Origin of the sequence: Azospirillum sp. HJ39 (assembly GCF_041507355.1) — a bacterium.
GTDB classification, from domain to species: domain Bacteria; phylum Pseudomonadota; class Alphaproteobacteria; order Azospirillales; family Azospirillaceae; genus Azospirillum; species Azospirillum thiophilum.
This window is the reverse complement of sequence record NZ_CP167911.1, coordinates 1,609,346-1,626,927: the sequence shown is the minus strand read 5'-3', so window position 1 is coordinate 1,626,927 and position 17,582 is coordinate 1,609,346. Positions and strand designations below refer to the sequence as shown.

The following is a 17,582-nucleotide window of genomic DNA, read 5'->3' as shown; positions in this document are numbered from 1 at the left end:
CAGCTTCACGAGCGCACATCATGACGGGCTTCACCCTTCCCGACATCGACCGGGTTTCCGACCTGATCCGATCCGTCGCCCAAACGGAAATCATGCCCTATTTCCAGAGGCTCGACGCGTCCGGCATCCGGGAGAAGACCGGGCCGACCGACCTCGTCACCCTGGCGGACGAGGCGGCGGAACGGGCGCTGACCCCGGCGCTGTCGGCGCTGCTGCCCGGCAGCCGGGTGATCGGCGAGGAGGCGGCGTCGGAGGATGAACGCGTGCTCGACCGCATCCATGGCGACGACCCGGTCTGGATCGTCGACCCGGTGGACGGCACCATCAATTTCGCCCAGGGACGGCCGATGTTCGCGGTGATCGTCGCCCTTGCCTGCAAGGGCGAGACGCTGGCCGGCTGGATCCACGACCCGGTCGACGGACGGATGGCGACCGCGGTGAAGGGGCAGGGTGCCCAGCTCGACGGACGCCGGGTTCATGTCGCGCCCGCGGTGCCGCTGCCGCAGATGACCGGCGCGCTGTCCACCCGCTTCTGCGGCGAGGAGATGGGGCGCCGGCTTGAGGAGCGCAGCAGTGGGCTGGGCGAGCGTGTCTGCCTGTCGAGCGCCGCGCAGGAGTATCTGCGGCTGCTGGACGGCCGGGCGCACTATTCGCTCTATCACCGGCTGATGCCGTGGGACCATGCGGCCGGGGTGCTGATGCATGCCGAGGCGGGCGGCTATTCGGCGCTGATCGACGGGACGCCGTACCGGCCCGGCCTGCTGAAGGGCAGCATCCTGCTGGCGCCCGACCGGGACAGCTGGCAGGCGCTGCACGGGCAGCTGTTCGGGTGAGCACAGGCCGGAGGGGGCGGTTTCGCCCCCCTGGCCCTCTCGCCGGGTTCGTCAGTGCGACAGCAGCGCCGGCAACGACAGCCCTTCCAGCACGGAGCGGGTGGCGCCGCCCAGAACCAGTTCGCGCAGACGGGAATGGCCGTAGGCGCCCATCACCAGCAGGTCGGCGCCCTGGTCGGCGCAGCAGGACAGGATCATGTCGCCTACCTCGCCGCCGGACGCGATGACCGATTGCGGCCGGGCGGCGATGCCGTGGCGGTGCAGCCACTCGACGAGGGCCGCCGCTTCGCTGGTGCGTTGGCCGGGCGGGTCGACACAGAGGACGATGACGGACTCGGCCGTCTCCAGGAAGGGCATGGCGGCGCGGACGGCGCAGGCCGATTCGCGGCTGTTCTTCCAGGCGATCAGGGCATTGCGGCCGATGGGGGCGGTGGCCGGCAGGCCGGGTGGCAGGACCAGCACCGGGGTGCCGGTCTCCAGCGGCAGGCGGTCGGGGATGTGGTGCAGCGACACCCGCTCCCCCGCGCGCACGGCGGCCGATTGCGCCACCACGACCAGATCGGCGTAGGAGGCCCGTTCCGTCAGAAGTTCGACATGGTCGCCCTCCTCGACCGACCAATCATAGGACAGGCCGTCCAACGCCTGGCGCACTTCCCGCTCGATCCGTTCGGCATTCTCATGGGCGATGGCGGTGGCCTCCGCCATGAAGCCGTAGGAGGCGGCGCGGCCGGTGGCGCCCGCCGGCATCGACACCGGGGTGGCGATGTAGAGCGCCTGGATATGCGCGGAAAAGCGCTTGGCCAGCGCCACGGCGACGGCAAGGCGGCCGGCGTGGGCGTCGTCGTTGGCCATGTGCAGCAGGATGGTCTTGATCTGCATTTCCCGGCGTCTCCCGTCTTTTTCCGGCGGTCTTTTCCGACCGCCTGCCGTCCTTTGCCCCATGGCTGCCATGCGGCAGCGGAGCGGTTGCCTTCTAGGTAACGCTCCGCCGGGCCGGTTGGCAACGCCGCAGGGTGCGGCTTACTTCACCACGACCGCATATTGGTCGACCGGGGCCACCGTCTTGATCAGGCCGCGCGCCTTGAGGAACTCGGCGAAGCGGGTGTAGCGCTCGGCATCCAGGGCGGCCGGGCTGTGGGCGAAGCGCGGCAGCGTGTCTGCCCAGGCGCGGCGGTTCAGCTCGTCGTTCAGCTCCGGCCGATCCTTGACGAAGGCGGCCTGCGCCTCCTCCGGATGGTTGAGGATGTAGAGCGTCGCCCGCTCCACCGCCGCCAGGAAGCGCTTGAAGCGTGGGTCGTCGGTCTTGCCCTTCTGCGCGACCAGGATCAGCTCGTCATAGGGCGGGACGCCCTCCTCCTCGGGGTAGAAGGCGCGGCCGGGATGCTTCTCGATCTCCATCTGGTTCAGTTCGAAGTTCCGGAAGGCGCCGACCACCGCGTCGACCTGCCCCGACAGCAGCGACGGCGACAGCGAGAAGTTGACGTTCACCAGCTCGACGTCCTTCAGGCTCAGCCCGTGCTTCTCCAGCATGGCGCCGAGCAGCGCGTCCTCGAAGCCGGCGATGGAGAAGCCGATCTTGCGGCCCTTCAGGTCCTTCAGCGTTTTCACCGGCCCGTCGCGCAGCACGACGACCGAGTTCAGCGGCGTGGAAACCAGTGTGCCGACGCGGACCAGCGGCAGCCCCTCTGCCACATGCAGGATCAGCTGCGGCTGGTAGGACACGGCGAGGTCGGTCTTGCCGGCGGCGACCAGCTTGGGCGGGTCGTTGGGATCGGCCGGCGCGGTCAGCGTCACGTCGAGCCCGGCATCCTTGAAGAAGCCCTTCTCCTGGGCGACGACCAGCGGGGCATGGTCCGGGTTGACGAACCAGTCGAGCATCACGGACAGCTTGTCCTGGGCCAGCGCCGGCAGCGCGGTCATCAGGCTGGCGGTCATCAGGCTGGCGGCCATCAGGGCAGCGGCGAACAGGTGCTTCATCGGGCGTCTCTTCCCTTCGGGGGGTGGGTCATGGATCGGCGTCATGGATCGGCGTCATCCGCCGGCTGGGTATCGGATTGCCAGGGCAGCGCGCGCCGGGCGAGCGCGTCGACGGCGGCATAGAGCGTCACCGCGAACAGCCCCAGCACCAGCACGGCGGCAAACAGAAGGTCGATCTGCATGCGGGCGTTGGCATGCAGCATCAGGTAGCCGAGGCCGGAGGAGGAGCCGACCCATTCGCCGATCACCGCCCCGATGGGGGCCACGGCGGCGGCCACCCGCACGCCGGACCAGAAGGCGGGCAGGGCGGCCGGCAGGCGGATGGTCCACAGGATGGCGGCGGGCGAGGCGCCCATGGTACGGGCAAGGTCGAGCCAGCCCGGATCGGTGCGGCGCAGCCCGTCGAACAGCGCCGTCGTCACCGGGAAATAGATGACCAGCACCGCCATGGCGATCTTGGACGCCATGCCGTAGCCCAGCCACAGCACCAGCAGCGGCGCCAGCGCGAAGACCGGGATCGCCTGGCTGACCAGCAGCAGCGGCATCAGCCAGCGCCGGGCGGTGCGGAAGCGCGCCAGCAGCAGCGCGCTGACCGTGCCCAGGGCCACGCCGGCGACCAGCCCGACCAGGATCTCCGCCAGCGTGGTCAGCCCATGGCTCAGCAGCAGCGGCGCCTGCCGCCGCATGGCGTCGGCCACCGCCAGCGGGCCGGGCAGCAGGTAGCGCGGCAGGCCGGTGGCCCAGACCAGCGCCTGCCAGCCGGCGGCCAGCACGGCAAGGGTGACCGCGGCGCGCAGCAGCGCCCTCATTCCGCCAGCCTCCGCAGCAGCTCGGCCTGGAGCGCCAGCAGGGCGGGATCGTCGACGCGGCGCGGGACCGCGCCGGCGGGCTCCAGCGCCGGCCCCATGGTGGCGGGACGGCCGGTCATCACATGCAGGCGGTCGCCGAGCCGCAGCGCCTCCAGCGGGTCGTGGGTGACCATCAGCACGGTGCGGCCGGCCAGCGTCTCCGCCGCCGTCTCCTGGAGACGCAGGCGGGTGATGGCGTCGAGCGCCGAGAAGGGCTCGTCCATCAGGACCAGCGGCTTGTCCTCCATCAGCGTGCGGGCGAGCGCCACGCGCTGCCGCTGGCCGCCGGACAGGGCGGCGGGGCGGTCGCGCTCGCGGCCCGCCAGCCCGACGCGCTCCAGCAGGGCGCGGGCGCGCTCCACCCGCGCGGCATCGGGCCGGCGGTGGCGCAGCCGGTCGCCCAGCAGCACATTGTCGAGGACGGTCAGCCAGGGCAGCAGCAGATCCTGCTGCGCCATGTAGGCGATGCGGCCGGCCAGCGGCCGGCGGTCGCCGGTGACGACGGCGGTGGGCGGCTCCGGCTCTGCCAGCCCGGCGAGGATGCGCAGCAGCGTGGTCTTGCCGACACCGCTCGGGCCCAGCAGGCAGGTGGTCTTCCCCGCCGGCAGGTCCAGGGTCAGGTCGGAGAACAGAAGCGTGCCGCCATAGGTCAGCCGCGCCCCTGCAATGGTGACCGACAGGGGGGTCATCGCGGACATGAGCGCGGGGAGGAGGGACAGGTCCGGGGATGCGTCTTATCTGGCATCACTGATCCCTACGCCGGCATGAACCGGATCAGGTTCCAGGGGTCGTCCCGCAACGGGACCTCTCAGCCGCCCATCGGCTCCCCCCAGTGAAGGCGGCGACTATAGGCGCGGACGATCCGTGACCGCAAGCATCGCCGGCACCGCCTCCCATCCTGCGGAAGCACCATCGGCGCTTGACCGGGCGGCAACGCCGCCTAGTTTCCGGGGGACATGACGGAGTTCCTCCCCTGACCACGCCGTTCCGCACCCCGCTGTTCATCGGTGGCGAGATCTACCGCGGCTCGACCTATGGGCCGAAGCACCCGCTGGCGATCCCGCGCGTCTCGACCGCCATCGACCTCAGCCGCGCCATGGGATGGCTGCCGGATCAGGTCTATCTCGACACCCATGTCGCCAGCGAACGCGAACTGGCGCGCTTCCATACCCTCGACTACATCGCGGCGCTGAAGCGGGCGGAGGCGGAGCAGCGGGTGGACGAGGCGACGGCGGCCCGCCACAATCTCGGCAAGCTGGAGAACCCGGTCTTCGCCGAGATGTACCGGCGGCCGGCCCACAGCAGCGGCTCGGCCCTCCAGGCGGCGCGGCTGCTGGGGGATCGGCCAGCCGGTCTGGTCTATGCCCCGGCCGCCGGCACCCATCATGCGCGCCGCGACCGGGCCAGCGGATTCTGCTACTTCAACGCGCCGGTGCTCGGCATCCTGGAACTGCTCGACCATGGGCTGGAGCGGGTGCTGTATGTCGATCTCGACGCCCACCATGGCGATGGGGTGGAGGAGGCGTTCGCCGACGACGACCGGGTGCTGACCGTCTCGGTCCACGAGGATGGGCGTTGGCCCTACACCGGCAGGGCCGAGGACCGGGCCGGCGGGATGGCCCGCAACCTGCCGGTGCCGCCCGGCTTCAACGACAGCGAGATGGAGCATGTGATGGAGGCGGCGGTGCTGCCGCTGGCCCGTGCCTTCCGTCCGCAGGCGATGGTGATCCAGACCGGGGCCGATGCGCTGGCCGAGGATCCGCTGAGCCGGCTGGAGCTATCCAACCGCGCGCTGTGGAATGCGGTGGCGGCTCTGCTGCCGCTGGCGCCGCGGGTGCTGGCGGTCGGCGGCGGCGGCTACAATCCTTGGTCGGTCGGGCGCTGCTGGGCCGGGATCTGGGCGGTGATGAACGGCATCGACCCGGCGCAGCCGCCCACGCCGGAGGCGGAGGCGGTGCTGCGGTCATTGACCTGGAGCCGCGCCGCCGGCCGCAATCCGCCCGCCCATTGGTTCACCACCATCGCCGACGTTCCGCGGCCGGGGCCGGTGCGCGACGCGGTCAAACGGGTGGCGGAGATGGCGCTGTCCTGAGACCTTGCGGCCACCCGCGCCGTGGCCTGGTCGGGCAGGATGAAATCGGACCGAACCGTGACGATTCGTTGACGGATGCGGATTGTTTGTTGATTCTCGTTCGTCTGTGGCTGCGCCGTTTCCACCGCGTCCGGCGGACGGGACGGCACAGGTTTCAGGGGGAGAACGGGCGGGCGGATGTCGAACACGACGCTGTTCCTGATCGCCATCGTCGTCATCATGCTGGCCGCCGTCCCGGTCGCCATGATGCTGAAGGATTTCCTGCCGAACATCCTGGAAAAGAGCAGTGGCCTGGAGCAGATCGAGAACCGGATCTATGTGCTGCATGCCGAGGCGCAGGACCTGCAGAACCGTGTCAACCAGCTGGTCCAGCGCCGCAACAGCCAGTCGTCAGACCGCCACCGGCTGGAAACCGACATCCGCAAGGCCGAGAAGCTGATCAAGGATCTGGCCGAACAGCCGCCGCTGTTCGTGCACGAGGTCGGCGACCCGCAGGCCGGACTGATGAAGTTCGCCGCCACGGTCACCCAAGAGAAGGCGTCCTCCGCATCGGGAGCGGGCGGGGAACGGGCGGCGGTCAACCCGATCTGGCGCTGCGCCAACGTGGCGGAGGTCTGGGCTTCCAGCTTCGACGAGGCCCGGCAGATGGTCGAGGTCGCGTTTCCCTTCAAGATGGGGTTCCAGAAGAGCTTCATGCGCGGCGACGCGCGCAAGGGCGGGGTGCCATCCGGCCCGGCGACCGCGCGGACGAAGGCCGGTGCCCAAACATGATGATCAACTTCATCATCGTCCTGGCGATCGTCGCCATCGGGGCATGGCTCGGCAACCTGCTGCTGGCGGTGGAGCAGCGGGTGTCGCAGTCCCGCCTGCGCGTCCGCGGCGTGCGGTCCAACCTGGACAAGCTTGATGCCACCATCCACCGCCTGCACCGCGAGGAAGAGGCTCTCCATGCCGAGATCGGGGAGTTGGTGCGCGGCATGGTGGAACTGCGCGGCAAGCAGGCCGAAGTGCAACAGCGCCTGACGGAGGCGCAGTCCAAGCGCCGCCCGCAGATCCTGATCCTGACCGACCGCCGCAATCCGGGCGACAAGGAATGGCTGGTCACCGTGGTGAACCAGCAGATCGGCGAGATCGATGCCGCCCATCCGCTGGCCGCCGAATGGGTGCGCGGGCGCACCTATCTGGTGTGGGCGGAGTCGGAGCGCGAGGCCGCAGAGCGCGCCAACCGCCGCTTCAGCGCCCGGCCGGGCTATCAGGTGCGCTCGGTGACGCCGGTCAAGGAAAACCTGTACAGCGCCAACCCGGCCCGCAGCGCCGCTTGAAACCCTGAAACGCAAACGAACGGGGGCGCCCCGCCGGACGCCCCCGTTCGTTTCGCAACGCCTGAACGCCGGCGCCCGGAACCGTCAGCGGCCCTTGGTCGTGGCCGGGGTCTGGCGGAAGGCGTCGTGCAGATAGGGCGACAGCGCCTGGCGCATGTTGCGCAGCCATTCGTGGATGATGATCAGCGAACGGGACGCGACCGGCGGGGTCATGCCCAGCTTCACCAGATCCTCACGCGTCATCGTCGCAACCTGATCCAGCCGGTGGCCGGTCAGGCGCGCCCAGGCCGGGGCGGTGCAGGGCGGCATCGAGATGACATGCAGCCCCTCGCGTTCCACCATCTCGGCCTTGCGGCGGGCATACTGGCTGTCCTCCAACTGCGAGAAGGGGCCGGAGAAGCCGTTCTCCACCAGGACGCGCTTGGCCTTCGGGGCGATGGTCGCCACCCGCTCCAGCGTGGTCATGCCGGTGGACAGCGAGGCGAGGTCGACGGTCACCGGCACCATGAAGGTCAGCCGCTCGCCGTCGCCGACGTAATAGTCGAAGCCCGACACCTCGGCCCAGTTGAAGAACCATTGCGAGATGTTGCCGCCGAAATCGAACAGGCGGCCGCCGCGCTGCAGTTCCGGCCCGATAAGGTCCCAGAACTCATAGAAGCCGTCGGCCGACCCCATCATGTTCATGAAGTCCTGCGTGATGCGGCGATGTTCGACCACGTCCGGGCCGAAGAGTCGGGCGAGACGCTCGTTCACCTCGTACTCGACGACCTTCAATTGCAGGCCTTCGAGCATGGCGGTCGCCATCAGGTGATGGGACAGCAGCGTCTTGCCTACGCCGCCGCGGTCATTGAGGACGAAGATCGTGCCCAGCATGCGATCGCCTTTCCAGTGTACGTTTGTTGGTTTGTCGTGGGACATTTTATCGGGAGACGCCAAGGAGCGGGTGCTTTGCGCGACCGCCGCGGATGCCGGTTCCGGCTTGGGTGTCGATTCGGATGACCGCCCTGCATTGTCGGCGGCCGGCGCTTCGGCCAGCGGCCCGGCGGAGGGCGGGTCGCCCGTAACGGGATCGAGCACAGGGTCGTCTGCAATGGGGATGGCAACGGACTCGGCGGCCGGGTCGAGCGCGGGTGCCAGCAGGTTGGGGGCAGGGGAGGCGGGTTTCGGCGCCTCATGATGGGGTGGTGGTTCCTGATCGGCTGCCACCTGCGTGCCGTCAGACGCCTCCGGCACAGGAGAGTCGACTGCCGCTTCGGGCTGTTGGACTTCAGGTCGTTCGGCCGGGGCCTCGGCGGTGGGCGCCTCCTCCGCCATGTCGTCCGGATCGGTCGCCGCCGGGGCTTCATCGTCCGCCGGGGGATCGTCTGCCGGGGGAATTGCCTCGGGGAGATCGGTCGCAATCGGCTCGGCGGCGGAAGCGGCTGCTGTCGCGGGTTCGGCCGCGGGGGCTTCAGGCGGGGGGTCGTCTCGGTTGACGTCTGGGCTGTCGGGGCTCCCGGTCATCTCTGCGCCGGCTTCTTCCTCCCCCTCCATCTCCGTCTTCGTGCCGGCGGACAGTGCCGCTTCATGGACGGCGGCCAGGGTTTCCGCAGGGGTGGCGACGGCCGGACGGGCAGTGTCGCCGGCCTGCTCGCCACGCCCCTCGTTGCCGACCAGGAAGAAGGCGGAGCGCAGGGTCACCGGCGAGATCGGCTGGTTGTCGCGGGCGGTGACGCCCAGCGTTGCCAGCAGGTCGGAGATTTCCGCCCATGACAGGCCGCGTTCGCGCATCAGCCCGATGTCGCCATAGCTTTCGCGAACCGCCTGCATGGCGCTGCGGCTGCCAGCCGGGCGATCGGCAAGGAGCCGTTCAAGTTCCGAGCGGTCGATCGACACCGTATGGGATTCCGGCAAGATGAAAAGGCGGCGGGGAGACGCCTGGATGTTGGATCGCAAGGAATCCATTCCCCCGGGGCCGAAAAAATAGTACAAGCGGCCATCACGCGCAAACGGTTTCCAAACGACTTCAACAGCGCTAAACATCGGTCCAGGTCCGGGGGCGTCGGTCGTGACGCCCAGCGACTTCGCCGACGTTCCAGCACCGGCGCCCGACGTTCGCTTTTGGAACCGTGGTCCGGTTGCGTGGTTTGCAACACAACTGCCCGATCCGTTTCGGGCTGGGCTTGGAATCGGGGTTGGGCAGGATGCCTCACGATTTTGGTTCGTCACGGGACCGGCGATCCGCATCCGCGCCGGGGGCTGGGATCGTCGGCTTCCACGAGTTGCGGCAGGCTTGCGAGATATCGGCCCTGCGCGAGGATCTGGAACGGCTCGCGCATGAAGCCGGCGCGCTGCGCGACGGTGTCGAGCGGGCGGTGGAGGAGGTTCGCGACCGTTTCGCCGCGCTGAGCGCGGAGCAGATGGCCGATCCCATGGCGCTGGCTCCGCTTCTGCAACTCGCGGTGACCACGCTTCTGGAGATTCGCGAACAGGCGCGGCGGCTCGACACCCAGACCGGCGCGCTTGCGGACGATGAACGCCCGTCCCGGCTGGGAGCCGCCGATGCCCCCCGCCTGCGTCCGGCGGCGGCCTGGGACGAGCCTGCCGAGCCGGCTCCGCCGCGCCAATCGCAGCCGCCCCGGCCGTTTGCGGCGGAGCCGGCGCCCCAGGCTCAGCCGCCTGCCATCCCGTTCCGCCCCGCCGCGACCACCGAACGGCCACTGCCGGCGGCGATCAAGCCTTTGCTTCAGCCCGCGGTCGAGTCCGCGGACCCGGCGCCGGAACCTGCGCGACCCGCTCCCGATCCCCTGTCTGCCGCGTGGTCGGCGGACAGCCAAGCGTCTTGGCTCGCCAGCGAGCCGGCGCCGGTTCCGCCGCCGTCGCGTGCGGCGACGGCGCGCAACAGCGGGGCGGGCGGCCCCCGTCCCGCCGGCGGAATCGACTGGCTCGGCCCTGCCGGACGCTGACGGTTTGCGGTCGCAGGGACGGCTGTCGCCGGACATCTCCCGACCCGAACCGGGGCGGTTTGCATGAACTGCGCTTTTTCTGCATCGAGTCGGGCGAAAGGTCAGGATCCGAACGATTGAGCTTGCAAATTCGGGGGAGTGTTAGTACAAACGGCCTATTGGTAAATGCAATGTTTACCAATATTCGCCGCTTGCCGCTTCAACGCCGTGATGCCCCGAGGTCGGTCGCATGCTCAGGATCGACGCCGTCGCCAAGCAGAACGCGTCCCAGCGCACCCGTGTGCCTGGGCAGCCCCTGCGCCTGATCGTGGTGGAGGATGACGGTGCCGCCGCCGACATGCTGGCGGTCGTGGTGACGGATCTGGGCCATACGCTGTGCGGCGTCGCGCGGACCGAGGATGAAGCGGTCGAACTGGCCACGCGGGAGCGCCCCGACCTTGCGCTGATGGATGTGAGGCTGGGCGGTGGCGACGGCATCGCCGTTGCGCGGCGGCTGAACCTCGGCCATGGCGTCCGCTCCATCTACCTGTCGGGCAACAGCGACCATGGCACCATGGCCCGCATCACCGAGACCTATCCGCTCGGCGTGGTGCACAAGCCTTTTTCGCATGCCCAGTTGAAGGTCGCGCTCGATTTGGCGGCACGCCGCCTGCGCTGAGCGGAGTCACGCGTTCCCCCTTCCATGCTCGAAGGAAACGGTTTTCCGGCAACCGTTCCTCTGCTATATTTGTTCATGGAGTGTTCTGGTGCGGAGCGGTGGGGCGAGTGCGCCGGTCCGTTATCGCCAGGGCATGTCCGACGGCGGTTGACCGGCGTCGGTCCATCGTGCTTCGTTGCGCGGGACCGGGGGGATGGTCGCCATTTTGAACAGCCGGCCCTGCGAATGGGAACCCTCGGCATCTGGGTGCCTCCGCCGGGCATCCTGACGGGTCGGCATGGATGCTGGGACACTCGCGCTTAGGAGCAACGAGCGATGAATGTTTGGACGTTTACGGGACGCCTGGGCGCGGACGGCGAATTGCGCACGACCCAGAGCGGCGAGAAGGTTCTGGGCTTCCGCGTCGCCAACGACGTCGGTTTCGGTGAACGCAAGACGACCCAATGGGTCGATTGCTCGATCTGGGGCCGGCGCGCCGAGTCGCTCGCGCCGCACCTGACCAAGGGCAAGAGCGTCGTCGTGTCGGGCGAAGTCACCCTGCGCGAGTATGAGAAGCGCGACGGCACCCGCGGCGCCGGCCTGTCGGTCCGCGTGGCCGAGATCGACTTCACCGGCGGCGCCCGTGAAGAGGGCGGCGGCAGCTTCGGCGGTGGCGGCAGCGGCGGCTACGAGTCGCGCGGCGGCGGGAGTGGCGGCGGCTACGGCGGCGGCGGCGGCAGCTATGGCGGCGGTCAATCCGGTGGCGGCCAGTCGGGTGGCGGCCGCAGTGGTGGTGGCGCCCCGCCCCGTCACGAGGATCTCGACGATGAGATCCCGTTCTGACCGCGTTCTGACCGACGAGCGGGTCAATGCGATCGATCGGCCGGATGCCTCGTCATCCGGCCGATGCCGTTTCAGGACGGCGCTTTTTCTGATGGGTCGGTCGGGTGGCCTTGCCCTGCCAGCCGGGCGCGCAGGCGCGGGGTCATGAAATCCAGGAAGGCGCGCACACGGCGCGGCACCCGCTCGCGGCCGGTATAGACCGCGTGGATTTCCTCGGTATCCACCAGCACCCCGTCCAGCACCGTCAGTAGCCGCCCATCCCGCAGATCGTCGCGGACATGGTACTCCGCAAGCCGTCCCAGCCCTAGCCCCAGCAGGGCCATGTGACGCACCGTCTCGCCATTGTTGGCGAGCACGCGGGTGGGCACCTCGCGGTCGACCAGCCGGCCGCCGGACTTCAGCGGCCAGACCGCGGCGGCACGGCGGAAATTGAACCCCAGGCAGTCGTGCGTTTCCAGGTCGGCGGCGGTCAACGGCACGCCCTTGCGCTCCAGATAGCCGGGCGATGCGACGATCCGCCGGCGCACCGTGCCCAGCCGCTGGGCCAGCAGGGCCGAATCGCTCAAGGGGCCGGCGCGGAAGGCGATATCGACGCGGGCGGCGTAGAGATCCACCACCTCGTCCGTCATGGTGACGTCCAGCGTGATGCCGGGATGGTCGCGCAGGAATTCCGGCAGCAGCGGCAGCAGGCAGTGATGGCCGAAGGGAACCGAGGCGTTGATGCGCACCGGCCCGGTGGGGGTCCGGGCTCCGCCGGCGATCTCCGCATCCAGCGCGTCCATGTCCCCCAGCAGGGCTTCGGCCCTTTCGCGGTACAGTTCTCCCTCCGCGGTCAGCCGCAGCCTGCGGGTCGACCGTTCGACCAGCCGGACCCCCAGCCGCTCTTCCAGCCGGCCGACCAGCTTGGCGGTCGAGGACGGGGTCATGCCCACGTCGCGGCCGGCGGCGCTGAAGCTGCCGTGGCTCGCGACACGCAGGAACACCCGCATTTCCCAGGCGCGTGGATCGCTCATGCCGTCACCGTGTCCTAGCCTTGTCGTTGAATGACAAAATCATGGGAATATGGCTGGCATTCCCGTTCTCCACCTTATGGCGCACATGGTCTCCCCTGCACAGTCCGCAGACAATGGAGCCAATGAAATGCCTCTCGCACTGCTGGCGCTGGCGATCAGCGCCTATGCGATCGGGACGACGGAGTTCGTCGTCGTCGGTCTTCTGCCCACCGTGGCGAGCGATCTGGATGTCAGCCTGCCGCTGGCGGGGATGGTGGTCAGCGTCTATGCCCTGGGCGTCACCTTCGGCGCTCCGGTGCTGACCGCGCTGACCGGCAGGTTGCGGCGCAAGCCGCTGCTGCTGGGGCTGATGGGCGTCTTCGTCGCCGGCAACCTGCTGGCCGGCGTCAGCCCCAATTACGAAACGCTGCTGGTTGCCCGGGTGCTGAGCGCCTTCGCCCATGGCGTCTTCTTCTCGGTGGGGTCGACCATCGCCGCCGATCTGGTGCCGGAGGACAAGCGGGCATCGGCCATCGCCATGATGTTCTCCGGCCTGACCATCGCCATCGTCACCGGCGTGCCGCTGGGCACCTGGATCGGCCAGACCTATGGCTGGCGCGCCACCTTCCTGGCGGTTTCGGCCCTGGGCGTCGTCGGCGGATTGGGAGTGGCGGCGCTGGTGCCGGCGCGGCTGAGCCAGCCGCCAGCCGCCGGCTTCGGCGCGCAGGTGGGCGTCCTGGCCAATCCGCGGCTGCTCCTGGCCTTCGCCATAACCGCGCTCGGCTATGGCGGCACCTTCGTCGCCTTCACCTTTCTCGCGCCGATCCTGGAGACGATCACCGGCTTTTCGAATGCGACCGTCAGCCTTGTGCTGGTGCTGTACGGAGCGGCGATCGCGGTCGGCAACGTCGTCGGCGGCAGGCTGGCGAACCGCCGGCCGGTGCAGGCGCTGGCCTGGCTGTTCGCCCTGCAGGCGGTGGTCCTGATCGTCTTCACCTTCACGGCCGACGCCAAGATTCCAGCCTTGATCACGCTGGCCGGCATGGGGGCGCTGGCCTTCGCCAACGTTCCCGGCCTTCAGCTCTACGTCGTCCAACTGGCGCAGCGCCATGCGCCTGGGGCAGTCGACGTCGCCTCCGCCCTCAACATCGCCGCCTTCAACCTGGGCATTGCGGCGGGCGCTTTCTTCGGCGGGCAGGTGGTGTCCTCCCCGCTCGGTCTCGGCGCCACGCCCTGGGTCGGCGGGCTGTTCGTGCTGGGCGGCCTTGCCCTGACCCTGGCGAGCGGCGCCCTGGACCGGCGGGAGCGGGCCGCGGCAGCGGCCTGTTAGGTCGGATCGACCTCCAGCGTCAGGGTGTCGAGCAGAAAGCTGCCATCCTCGGCGATGTCGAAATACTGTTTCACCTCCGCCGCGGCGTTGCGCTGGATGGAGCGGATCGCCTGGGCGTGGAGGTCCGGCGTGCGGGTGCGGGCGGTCCAGACCGCGAACTCCATCCGCAGGCGCCGGGGCGTCAGCGAGCGGACGGCGAAGCCCGCCCGCGCCAGTGCCGCCATCCATTCCGCCGTGGTGTAGTTGCGGACATGGGAGGTGTCGCGCAGCACCTCCACCACCTGGAGATGGGTGTCGAGCACGGCGGGGGCGGGGGCGACGCAATCGATGAAGATCGCCGTGCCGCCGGGCGCCAGCACCCGCCGCGCCTCGCGCAGCCCGGCCTCGAAATCCCGCCAGTGGTGGGCGGTGAAGCGGCAGAGCACCATGTCGAACCAGCCATCCTCGAAGGGCAGCCGTTCGGCCGGGGCCTGACGGGTGACGATGTTGGTCAGGCCTCGCTCCGCCGCGGTGCGGGCCACCGCCTCCAGCATTTCCGGCGTGACGTCGACGGCGACGACCTCGGTCGCATGGGGCGCTGCGCGGTAGCTGACATGACCGCCGCCGCAGCCCAGATCCAGAACGCGGATGCCGGACCGGCCGGTCTTCCGGTCGGCCTCTCGGTTGGCCCCCCAGGTGGCCAGGACGGTTTCGATCTGGTCCAGGTCGGCACCTCCGGCATGGACGGCGCTGGTGACGTAGGCATCGGCGCGCGGGCCGTAGCTGTCGGCGACGAAACTGTGGTGACTGGTGGTCATGGGGTGGCTCCCGTCTGGCGGTGTGGCTGGTGAGGGCAGGGTCGCCGCTTCTGCAAACGGGTACAAGGCTGGTACTTATCCTGGTATAACGAGTGCTACCATGCCGACCTCGCCAAGCGATGCCAGTTCCGATCCGGCTGCTGACCGCCGCCATCTGCTCGGCGCCTTCCTGCGCCGCCACCGCGAGCGGCTGACTCCCGCCGAGGCGGGGTTCGCCGCCAAAGGCGGGTCAACCCGCCGCCGCACTCCAGGCCTGCGCCGGGAGGAACTGGCGCAGCTCTGCGGCATCAGCCCGACCTGGTACACTTGGCTGGAACAGGGGCGCGACGTTTCGGTCTCCCCCAGCGCGCTGGCCCGGGTGGCGGAAGCCCTGCATCTGACCGCGGCGGAGCGTGCCTACCTGTTCGAACTGACGCGCAAGCGCGATCCGGATGCTCCGGCGGTCGGAGCGGCGGACAACCCGCCTCCGGCCCTGCTGGCGGCACTGTCCGCCATGACGGCGCCGGCCTATCTGCTCGACCGGCTGTGGACCGCCGTCGGCTGGAACCCGGCGGCGGAGCGGCTGTTCGGCGGTTGGCTGGGCGGGGCGGAGCCGAACCTGCTGCGCTATGTCTTCCTTGACCACAGCGCACGCAGTTTCATCCAGGATTGGGAGAACCGGGCCCGCCGGCTGCTGGCGGAGTTCCGGGCCGACACGGCCCGCCACCCAGACGATCCGGCGGTGCGTGCGCTGGTCGACGGGTTGCGGCAGGCCAGCGCGCTGTTTGCCCAGCTGTGGGAGGACCATGGCGTGCTGGAGCGCGAAGGGGGGATGCGCCGCTTCAACCACCCGCTGGACGGAACGCTGATGCTGGAACAGCTGACCCTGCGTCCCGGCGGACGATCCGGCCATACTCTGGTCATGCTGGTTGCATCGTCCGACCGTGTGGCCGCGGACCGCCGCGAAACAGGCGATTGACCCTCAAGTCCTCTTCTGTTTGGCATGCTCAGCCGCATCTTCACTTAAGGTTGAGGAGCGTGGCGGCAAATTAACCCGTCTGCAACAATTTCTGTGTCCGATTTGTAATATTATGACGAAATCCGTTTCGTAAAAATACGCTTGCCAGTTTCTGAAAGCTTATAGTTGTGCTATCGTTGAATGGAGTTCCTCAGGCTTGAGGAATGCTCACGGTCTGCGCACGAATAGCTCGTAAAGAGCAAAACTGAACGCAATGCAGAATTAGGGGAAGGCCTATGGCTCGCTTCGTTGCAGGTGGATCGACCTCGATCAACACGGATTACATCCAAATATCGGACCTCTTGTTTGGGCGAATTACCCAAGCAAACAGCAGCTTCGTTTCCGTGGACTATGGTGGCGGCACATCCACCGAGTTTTATGGAAGTTTCTCATTCAACGCGACGAATTCCGCCGTGGTGGGCGGAACGATCGGTGCGATCCGTTCGATATCGAACGGTGCCGTATCCTACACCGTCGATGGCCTGGCGCTCTCTGCGACGACTTTCCTTGGATGGTTGTCGAGCGGCCAAAGCAGCTCTGCGGTTTCGGCGATCCTGTCGGGCTCGGACACGATGTACGGGTCGGAGTTTGACGATACGATTCGTAGCTATACCGGGAATGACACCATCTTCGGTGGCGGCGGATCCGATCAACTGGATGGTGGGACTGGAAACAATTATATCGACGGCGGTGCCGGCACCGACACCGTCAGACGCTATTCGACTGCGGCGGCCAGCACGGCCTTCAGCTATGGCGGGAATGTTTATGTGTACGACTCAAGCGGCTACGACCAGCTGACCGGCGTCGAATACATTCGCTACACGGATCAGACGGTGGCCACATCCAGCGTGGGAGCGTTCGATCCCATGTCTTATCTGGCGGCCAACAGGGATCTCGCCGCTGCGTTCGGAAGCAACACGGCTGCGGCACTGAGCCATTATCTGAGCAACGGCATTCGTGAACGCCGCTCGACGACGTTCGATGCTGCAAGCTACATCGCGGCGAATGCCGATCTTGCCGCTGCTTTCGGGACGGACACCGTGGCCGCCACCCAGCATTATATCACTTTCGGACGGCTGGAAGGACGCAGCACCACGTTCAACGCGATGAGTTACATCGCTGCGAACTCCGATCTCATCCAGGCGTTCGGAACGAACACCACCGCGGCGGCACTCCACTACGCCGTCAACGGGCGGCTGGAAGGCCGGACGACGACCTTCAACTCTTCGGCCTATCTGGCCCGATACGCGGATCTCCAGCGCGCATTCGGCAGCAACGAGTTGGCTGCCGCGACGCATTACGTGACGTCGGGTTATCGCGAAGGCCGTTCTGCCGCGCCTTTGACCACATCGGCCGGTCTTGCTGCGCCTCTGCTGGCGTCCGAGCAGGGCTCGGCGACGCTTGCCGCGGCTTTGTGAGGAACAGTCAATACGGGAGCGGGCGGAAGGCACCGCTCCCGCATCGTTCAATACGGGTGGGCTTGGCGTTGAGGACGATGCTCCGATGCTACTCTGCCAGACCGCCGCTTGTCGCAGCGGACACTGCATCCCGATACCGCCGCAGACGGCCGTAGGTCGGCCACGCACGGGCCACCAGCGGGTCGGCCCAGATCACGGCAACCATCACGCCCAGACCGGCGAAGATGCCGATGAGCGTGCCATAAAGAGCCCCCGACAGCGCGCCCAGCACCCACGGCTGCGCATACCGCGCTCCCTCGATCGTTTGCATGACGATGGTCCCGGTGGCGACGAGCAGGGCCAGGGCAACCCCGGCACGGCCGGGCGCATACCAGATGCGGAGGTCGTTCGCCGTCAGGCCGTAGTCCTCCGGAATCGGAAGAGCGGCTTCCTTCCGCGCATTGTCGACAGCGAGCTTCAAATGCGACCGGTCCATTGCGGGTGCTTTCCCAGCGCTCAAGAAAAGTCAGGTTGCCAGAGGAATACAGTGGAGTTGCCCGGCCAGCCTGACC

18 protein-coding genes and 1 riboswitch are annotated in these 17,582 nt (G+C 68.4%); of the genes, 10 read left to right on the top strand and 8 right to left on the bottom strand.

The genetic code is table 11. The annotated features are described in order from the left end of the window. Positions 1 to 20: 20 nt before the first annotated feature. Positions 21 to 833, top strand: a complete 813-nt coding sequence (locus ABMY26_RS20920) for an inositol monophosphatase (protein ID WP_372396591.1) — start codon at positions 21 to 23, stop codon at positions 831 to 833. 51 nt (positions 834 to 884) lie between these two features. Here the strand turns inward: ABMY26_RS20920 and ABMY26_RS20915 are convergent, their stop codons facing one another. The 4 genes from ABMY26_RS20915 to ABMY26_RS20900 form a co-directional block, all read right to left on the bottom strand. Beyond that, on the bottom strand, positions 885 to 1,712 hold the full coding sequence (locus ABMY26_RS20915; protein ID WP_372396590.1) for a universal stress protein: 828 nt from the start codon (positions 1,710 to 1,712) through the stop codon (positions 885 to 887). A gap of 141 nt (positions 1,713 to 1,853) precedes the next feature. Beyond that, positions 1,854 to 2,810, bottom strand: coding sequence for an ABC transporter substrate-binding protein (locus ABMY26_RS20910; RefSeq protein WP_372396589.1), 957 nt, complete (start codon positions 2,808 to 2,810; stop codon positions 1,854 to 1,856). 41 nt (positions 2,811 to 2,851) lie between these two features. Continuing rightward, positions 2,852 to 3,619 carry an ABC transporter permease gene (locus ABMY26_RS20905; RefSeq protein WP_372396588.1) on the bottom strand — a complete coding sequence of 256 codons (768 nt, stop codon included), beginning with the start codon at positions 3,617 to 3,619 and terminating at the stop codon, positions 2,852 to 2,854. Further along, positions 3,616 to 4,347, bottom strand: coding sequence for an ABC transporter ATP-binding protein (locus ABMY26_RS20900; RefSeq protein ID WP_372396587.1), 732 nt, complete (start codon positions 4,345 to 4,347; stop codon positions 3,616 to 3,618). Before ABMY26_RS20900 ends, ABMY26_RS20905 begins: the two co-directional genes overlap by 4 nt. Positions 4,348 to 4,391: 44 nt before the next feature. After that, positions 4,392 to 4,498: riboswitch (TPP riboswitch) on the bottom strand. Between the two features lie 79 nt (positions 4,499 to 4,577). Between ABMY26_RS20900 and ABMY26_RS20895 the strand changes: the two genes are divergently transcribed. From ABMY26_RS20895 to ABMY26_RS20885, 3 genes are all read left to right on the top strand, one after another. Then, positions 4,578 to 5,750 carry an acetoin utilization protein AcuC gene (locus tag ABMY26_RS20895; RefSeq protein WP_372396586.1) on the top strand — a complete coding sequence of 391 codons (1,173 nt, stop codon included), beginning with the start codon at positions 4,578 to 4,580 and terminating at the stop codon, positions 5,748 to 5,750. Between the two features lie 177 nt (positions 5,751 to 5,927). After that, positions 5,928 to 6,521 (top strand): hypothetical protein, encoded by a 594-nt coding sequence (locus ABMY26_RS20890; protein WP_372396585.1) that lies wholly within the window; start codon positions 5,928 to 5,930, stop codon positions 6,519 to 6,521. Further along, positions 6,518 to 7,072: a hypothetical protein gene (locus ABMY26_RS20885; protein WP_372396584.1), complete on the top strand. Its 555-nt coding sequence runs from the start codon at positions 6,518 to 6,520 to the stop codon at positions 7,070 to 7,072. The genes ABMY26_RS20890 and ABMY26_RS20885 overlap by 4 nt, the downstream gene beginning before the upstream one ends. 84 nt (positions 7,073 to 7,156) lie before the next feature. Here ABMY26_RS20885 and ABMY26_RS20880 read toward each other — a convergent pair whose 3' ends face one another. After that, complete coding sequence (locus ABMY26_RS20880; RefSeq protein ID WP_372396583.1) at positions 7,157 to 8,947, bottom strand: hypothetical protein; 1,791 nt, start codon at positions 8,945 to 8,947, stop codon at positions 7,157 to 7,159. 308 nt (positions 8,948 to 9,255) lie between these two features. Between ABMY26_RS20880 and ABMY26_RS20875 the strand changes: the two genes are divergently transcribed. The 3 genes from ABMY26_RS20875 to ABMY26_RS20865 all read left to right on the top strand — a co-directional run bounded on the left by ABMY26_RS20875 (position 9,256) and on the right by ABMY26_RS20865 (position 11,497). Next, the gene (locus ABMY26_RS20875) at positions 9,256 to 10,017 is read left to right on the top strand and encodes a hypothetical protein (protein ID WP_372396582.1); all 762 of its coding nucleotides are present in this window, start codon (positions 9,256 to 9,258) and stop codon (positions 10,015 to 10,017) included. 229 nt (positions 10,018 to 10,246) lie between these two features. Next, positions 10,247 to 10,675, top strand: a complete 429-nt coding sequence (locus tag ABMY26_RS20870) for a response regulator (protein WP_372396581.1) — start codon at positions 10,247 to 10,249, stop codon at positions 10,673 to 10,675. Positions 10,676 to 10,990: 315 nt separating this feature from the next. Beyond that, a complete protein-coding gene (locus ABMY26_RS20865) occupies positions 10,991 to 11,497 on the top strand; it encodes a single-stranded DNA-binding protein (RefSeq protein ID WP_372396580.1) in 507 nt (168 codons plus the stop codon). Positions 11,498 to 11,568: 71 nt separating this feature from the next. On the opposite strand, the gene ABMY26_RS20860 is transcribed toward ABMY26_RS20865, so the two are convergent. Then, entirely contained in the window at positions 11,569 to 12,510 is a 942-nt protein-coding gene (locus ABMY26_RS20860) for a LysR family transcriptional regulator (RefSeq protein ID WP_372396579.1), read from the bottom strand. 127 nt (positions 12,511 to 12,637) lie between these two features. Between ABMY26_RS20860 and ABMY26_RS20855 the strand changes: the two genes are divergently transcribed. Continuing rightward, the gene (locus ABMY26_RS20855) at positions 12,638 to 13,819 is read left to right on the top strand and encodes an MFS transporter (protein ID WP_372396578.1); all 1,182 of its coding nucleotides are present in this window, start codon (positions 12,638 to 12,640) and stop codon (positions 13,817 to 13,819) included. Here ABMY26_RS20855 and ABMY26_RS20850 read toward each other — a convergent pair. After that, positions 13,816 to 14,616 (bottom strand): class I SAM-dependent methyltransferase, encoded by an 801-nt coding sequence (locus ABMY26_RS20850; RefSeq protein WP_372396577.1) that lies wholly within the window; start codon positions 14,614 to 14,616, stop codon positions 13,816 to 13,818. The genes ABMY26_RS20855 and ABMY26_RS20850 overlap by 4 nt on opposite strands. A 100-nt stretch (positions 14,617 to 14,716) precedes the next feature. On the opposite strand from ABMY26_RS20850, the gene ABMY26_RS20845 reads away from it, so the two are divergent. Further along, complete coding sequence (locus tag ABMY26_RS20845) at positions 14,717 to 15,574, top strand: helix-turn-helix transcriptional regulator (RefSeq protein WP_372396576.1); 858 nt, start codon at positions 14,717 to 14,719, stop codon at positions 15,572 to 15,574. A 275-nt stretch (positions 15,575 to 15,849) separates the two neighbouring features. Further along, positions 15,850 to 17,031 (top strand): hypothetical protein, encoded by a 1,182-nt coding sequence (locus ABMY26_RS20840; RefSeq protein ID WP_372396575.1) that lies wholly within the window; start codon positions 15,850 to 15,852, stop codon positions 17,029 to 17,031. An 88-nt stretch (positions 17,032 to 17,119) separates the two neighbouring features. Here ABMY26_RS20840 and ABMY26_RS20835 read toward each other — a convergent pair whose 3' ends face one another. After that, positions 17,120 to 17,491, bottom strand: a complete 372-nt coding sequence (locus ABMY26_RS20835; protein WP_372396574.1) for a hypothetical protein — start codon at positions 17,489 to 17,491, stop codon at positions 17,120 to 17,122. Between the last annotated feature and the right edge of the window lie 91 nt (positions 17,492 to 17,582).

Bases quoted from the DNA above. Each gene is read 5' to 3' on its own strand.
- ABMY26_RS20920 (WP_372396591.1), top strand. From the start codon at position 21: ATGACGGGCTTCACCCTTCCCGACATCGACCGGGTTTCCGACCTGATC.
- ABMY26_RS20915 (WP_372396590.1), bottom strand. From the start codon at position 1,712: ATGCAGATCAAGACCATCCTGCTGCACATGGCCAACGACGACGCCCAC.
- ABMY26_RS20910 (WP_372396589.1), bottom strand. From the start codon at position 2,810: ATGAAGCACCTGTTCGCCGCTGCCCTGATGGCCGCCAGCCTGATGACC.
- ABMY26_RS20905 (WP_372396588.1), bottom strand. From the start codon at position 3,619: ATGAGGGCGCTGCTGCGCGCCGCGGTCACCCTTGCCGTGCTGGCCGCC.
- ABMY26_RS20900 (WP_372396587.1), bottom strand. From the start codon at position 4,347: ATGACCCCCCTGTCGGTCACCATTGCAGGGGCGCGGCTGACCTATGGC.
- ABMY26_RS20890 (WP_372396585.1), top strand. From the start codon at position 5,928: ATGTCGAACACGACGCTGTTCCTGATCGCCATCGTCGTCATCATGCTG.
- ABMY26_RS20885 (WP_372396584.1), top strand. From the start codon at position 6,518: ATGATGATCAACTTCATCATCGTCCTGGCGATCGTCGCCATCGGGGCA.
- ABMY26_RS20875 (WP_372396582.1), top strand. From the start codon at position 9,256: ATGCCTCACGATTTTGGTTCGTCACGGGACCGGCGATCCGCATCCGCG.
- ABMY26_RS20870 (WP_372396581.1), top strand. From the start codon at position 10,247: ATGCTCAGGATCGACGCCGTCGCCAAGCAGAACGCGTCCCAGCGCACC.
- ABMY26_RS20865 (WP_372396580.1), top strand. From the start codon at position 10,991: ATGAATGTTTGGACGTTTACGGGACGCCTGGGCGCGGACGGCGAATTG.
- ABMY26_RS20860 (WP_372396579.1), bottom strand. From the start codon at position 12,510: ATGAGCGATCCACGCGCCTGGGAAATGCGGGTGTTCCTGCGTGTCGCG.
- ABMY26_RS20855 (WP_372396578.1), top strand. From the start codon at position 12,638: ATGCCTCTCGCACTGCTGGCGCTGGCGATCAGCGCCTATGCGATCGGG.
- ABMY26_RS20850 (WP_372396577.1), bottom strand. From the start codon at position 14,616: ATGACCACCAGTCACCACAGTTTCGTCGCCGACAGCTACGGCCCGCGC.
- ABMY26_RS20845 (WP_372396576.1), top strand. From the start codon at position 14,717: ATGCCGACCTCGCCAAGCGATGCCAGTTCCGATCCGGCTGCTGACCGC.
- ABMY26_RS20840 (WP_372396575.1), top strand. From the start codon at position 15,850: ATGGCTCGCTTCGTTGCAGGTGGATCGACCTCGATCAACACGGATTAC.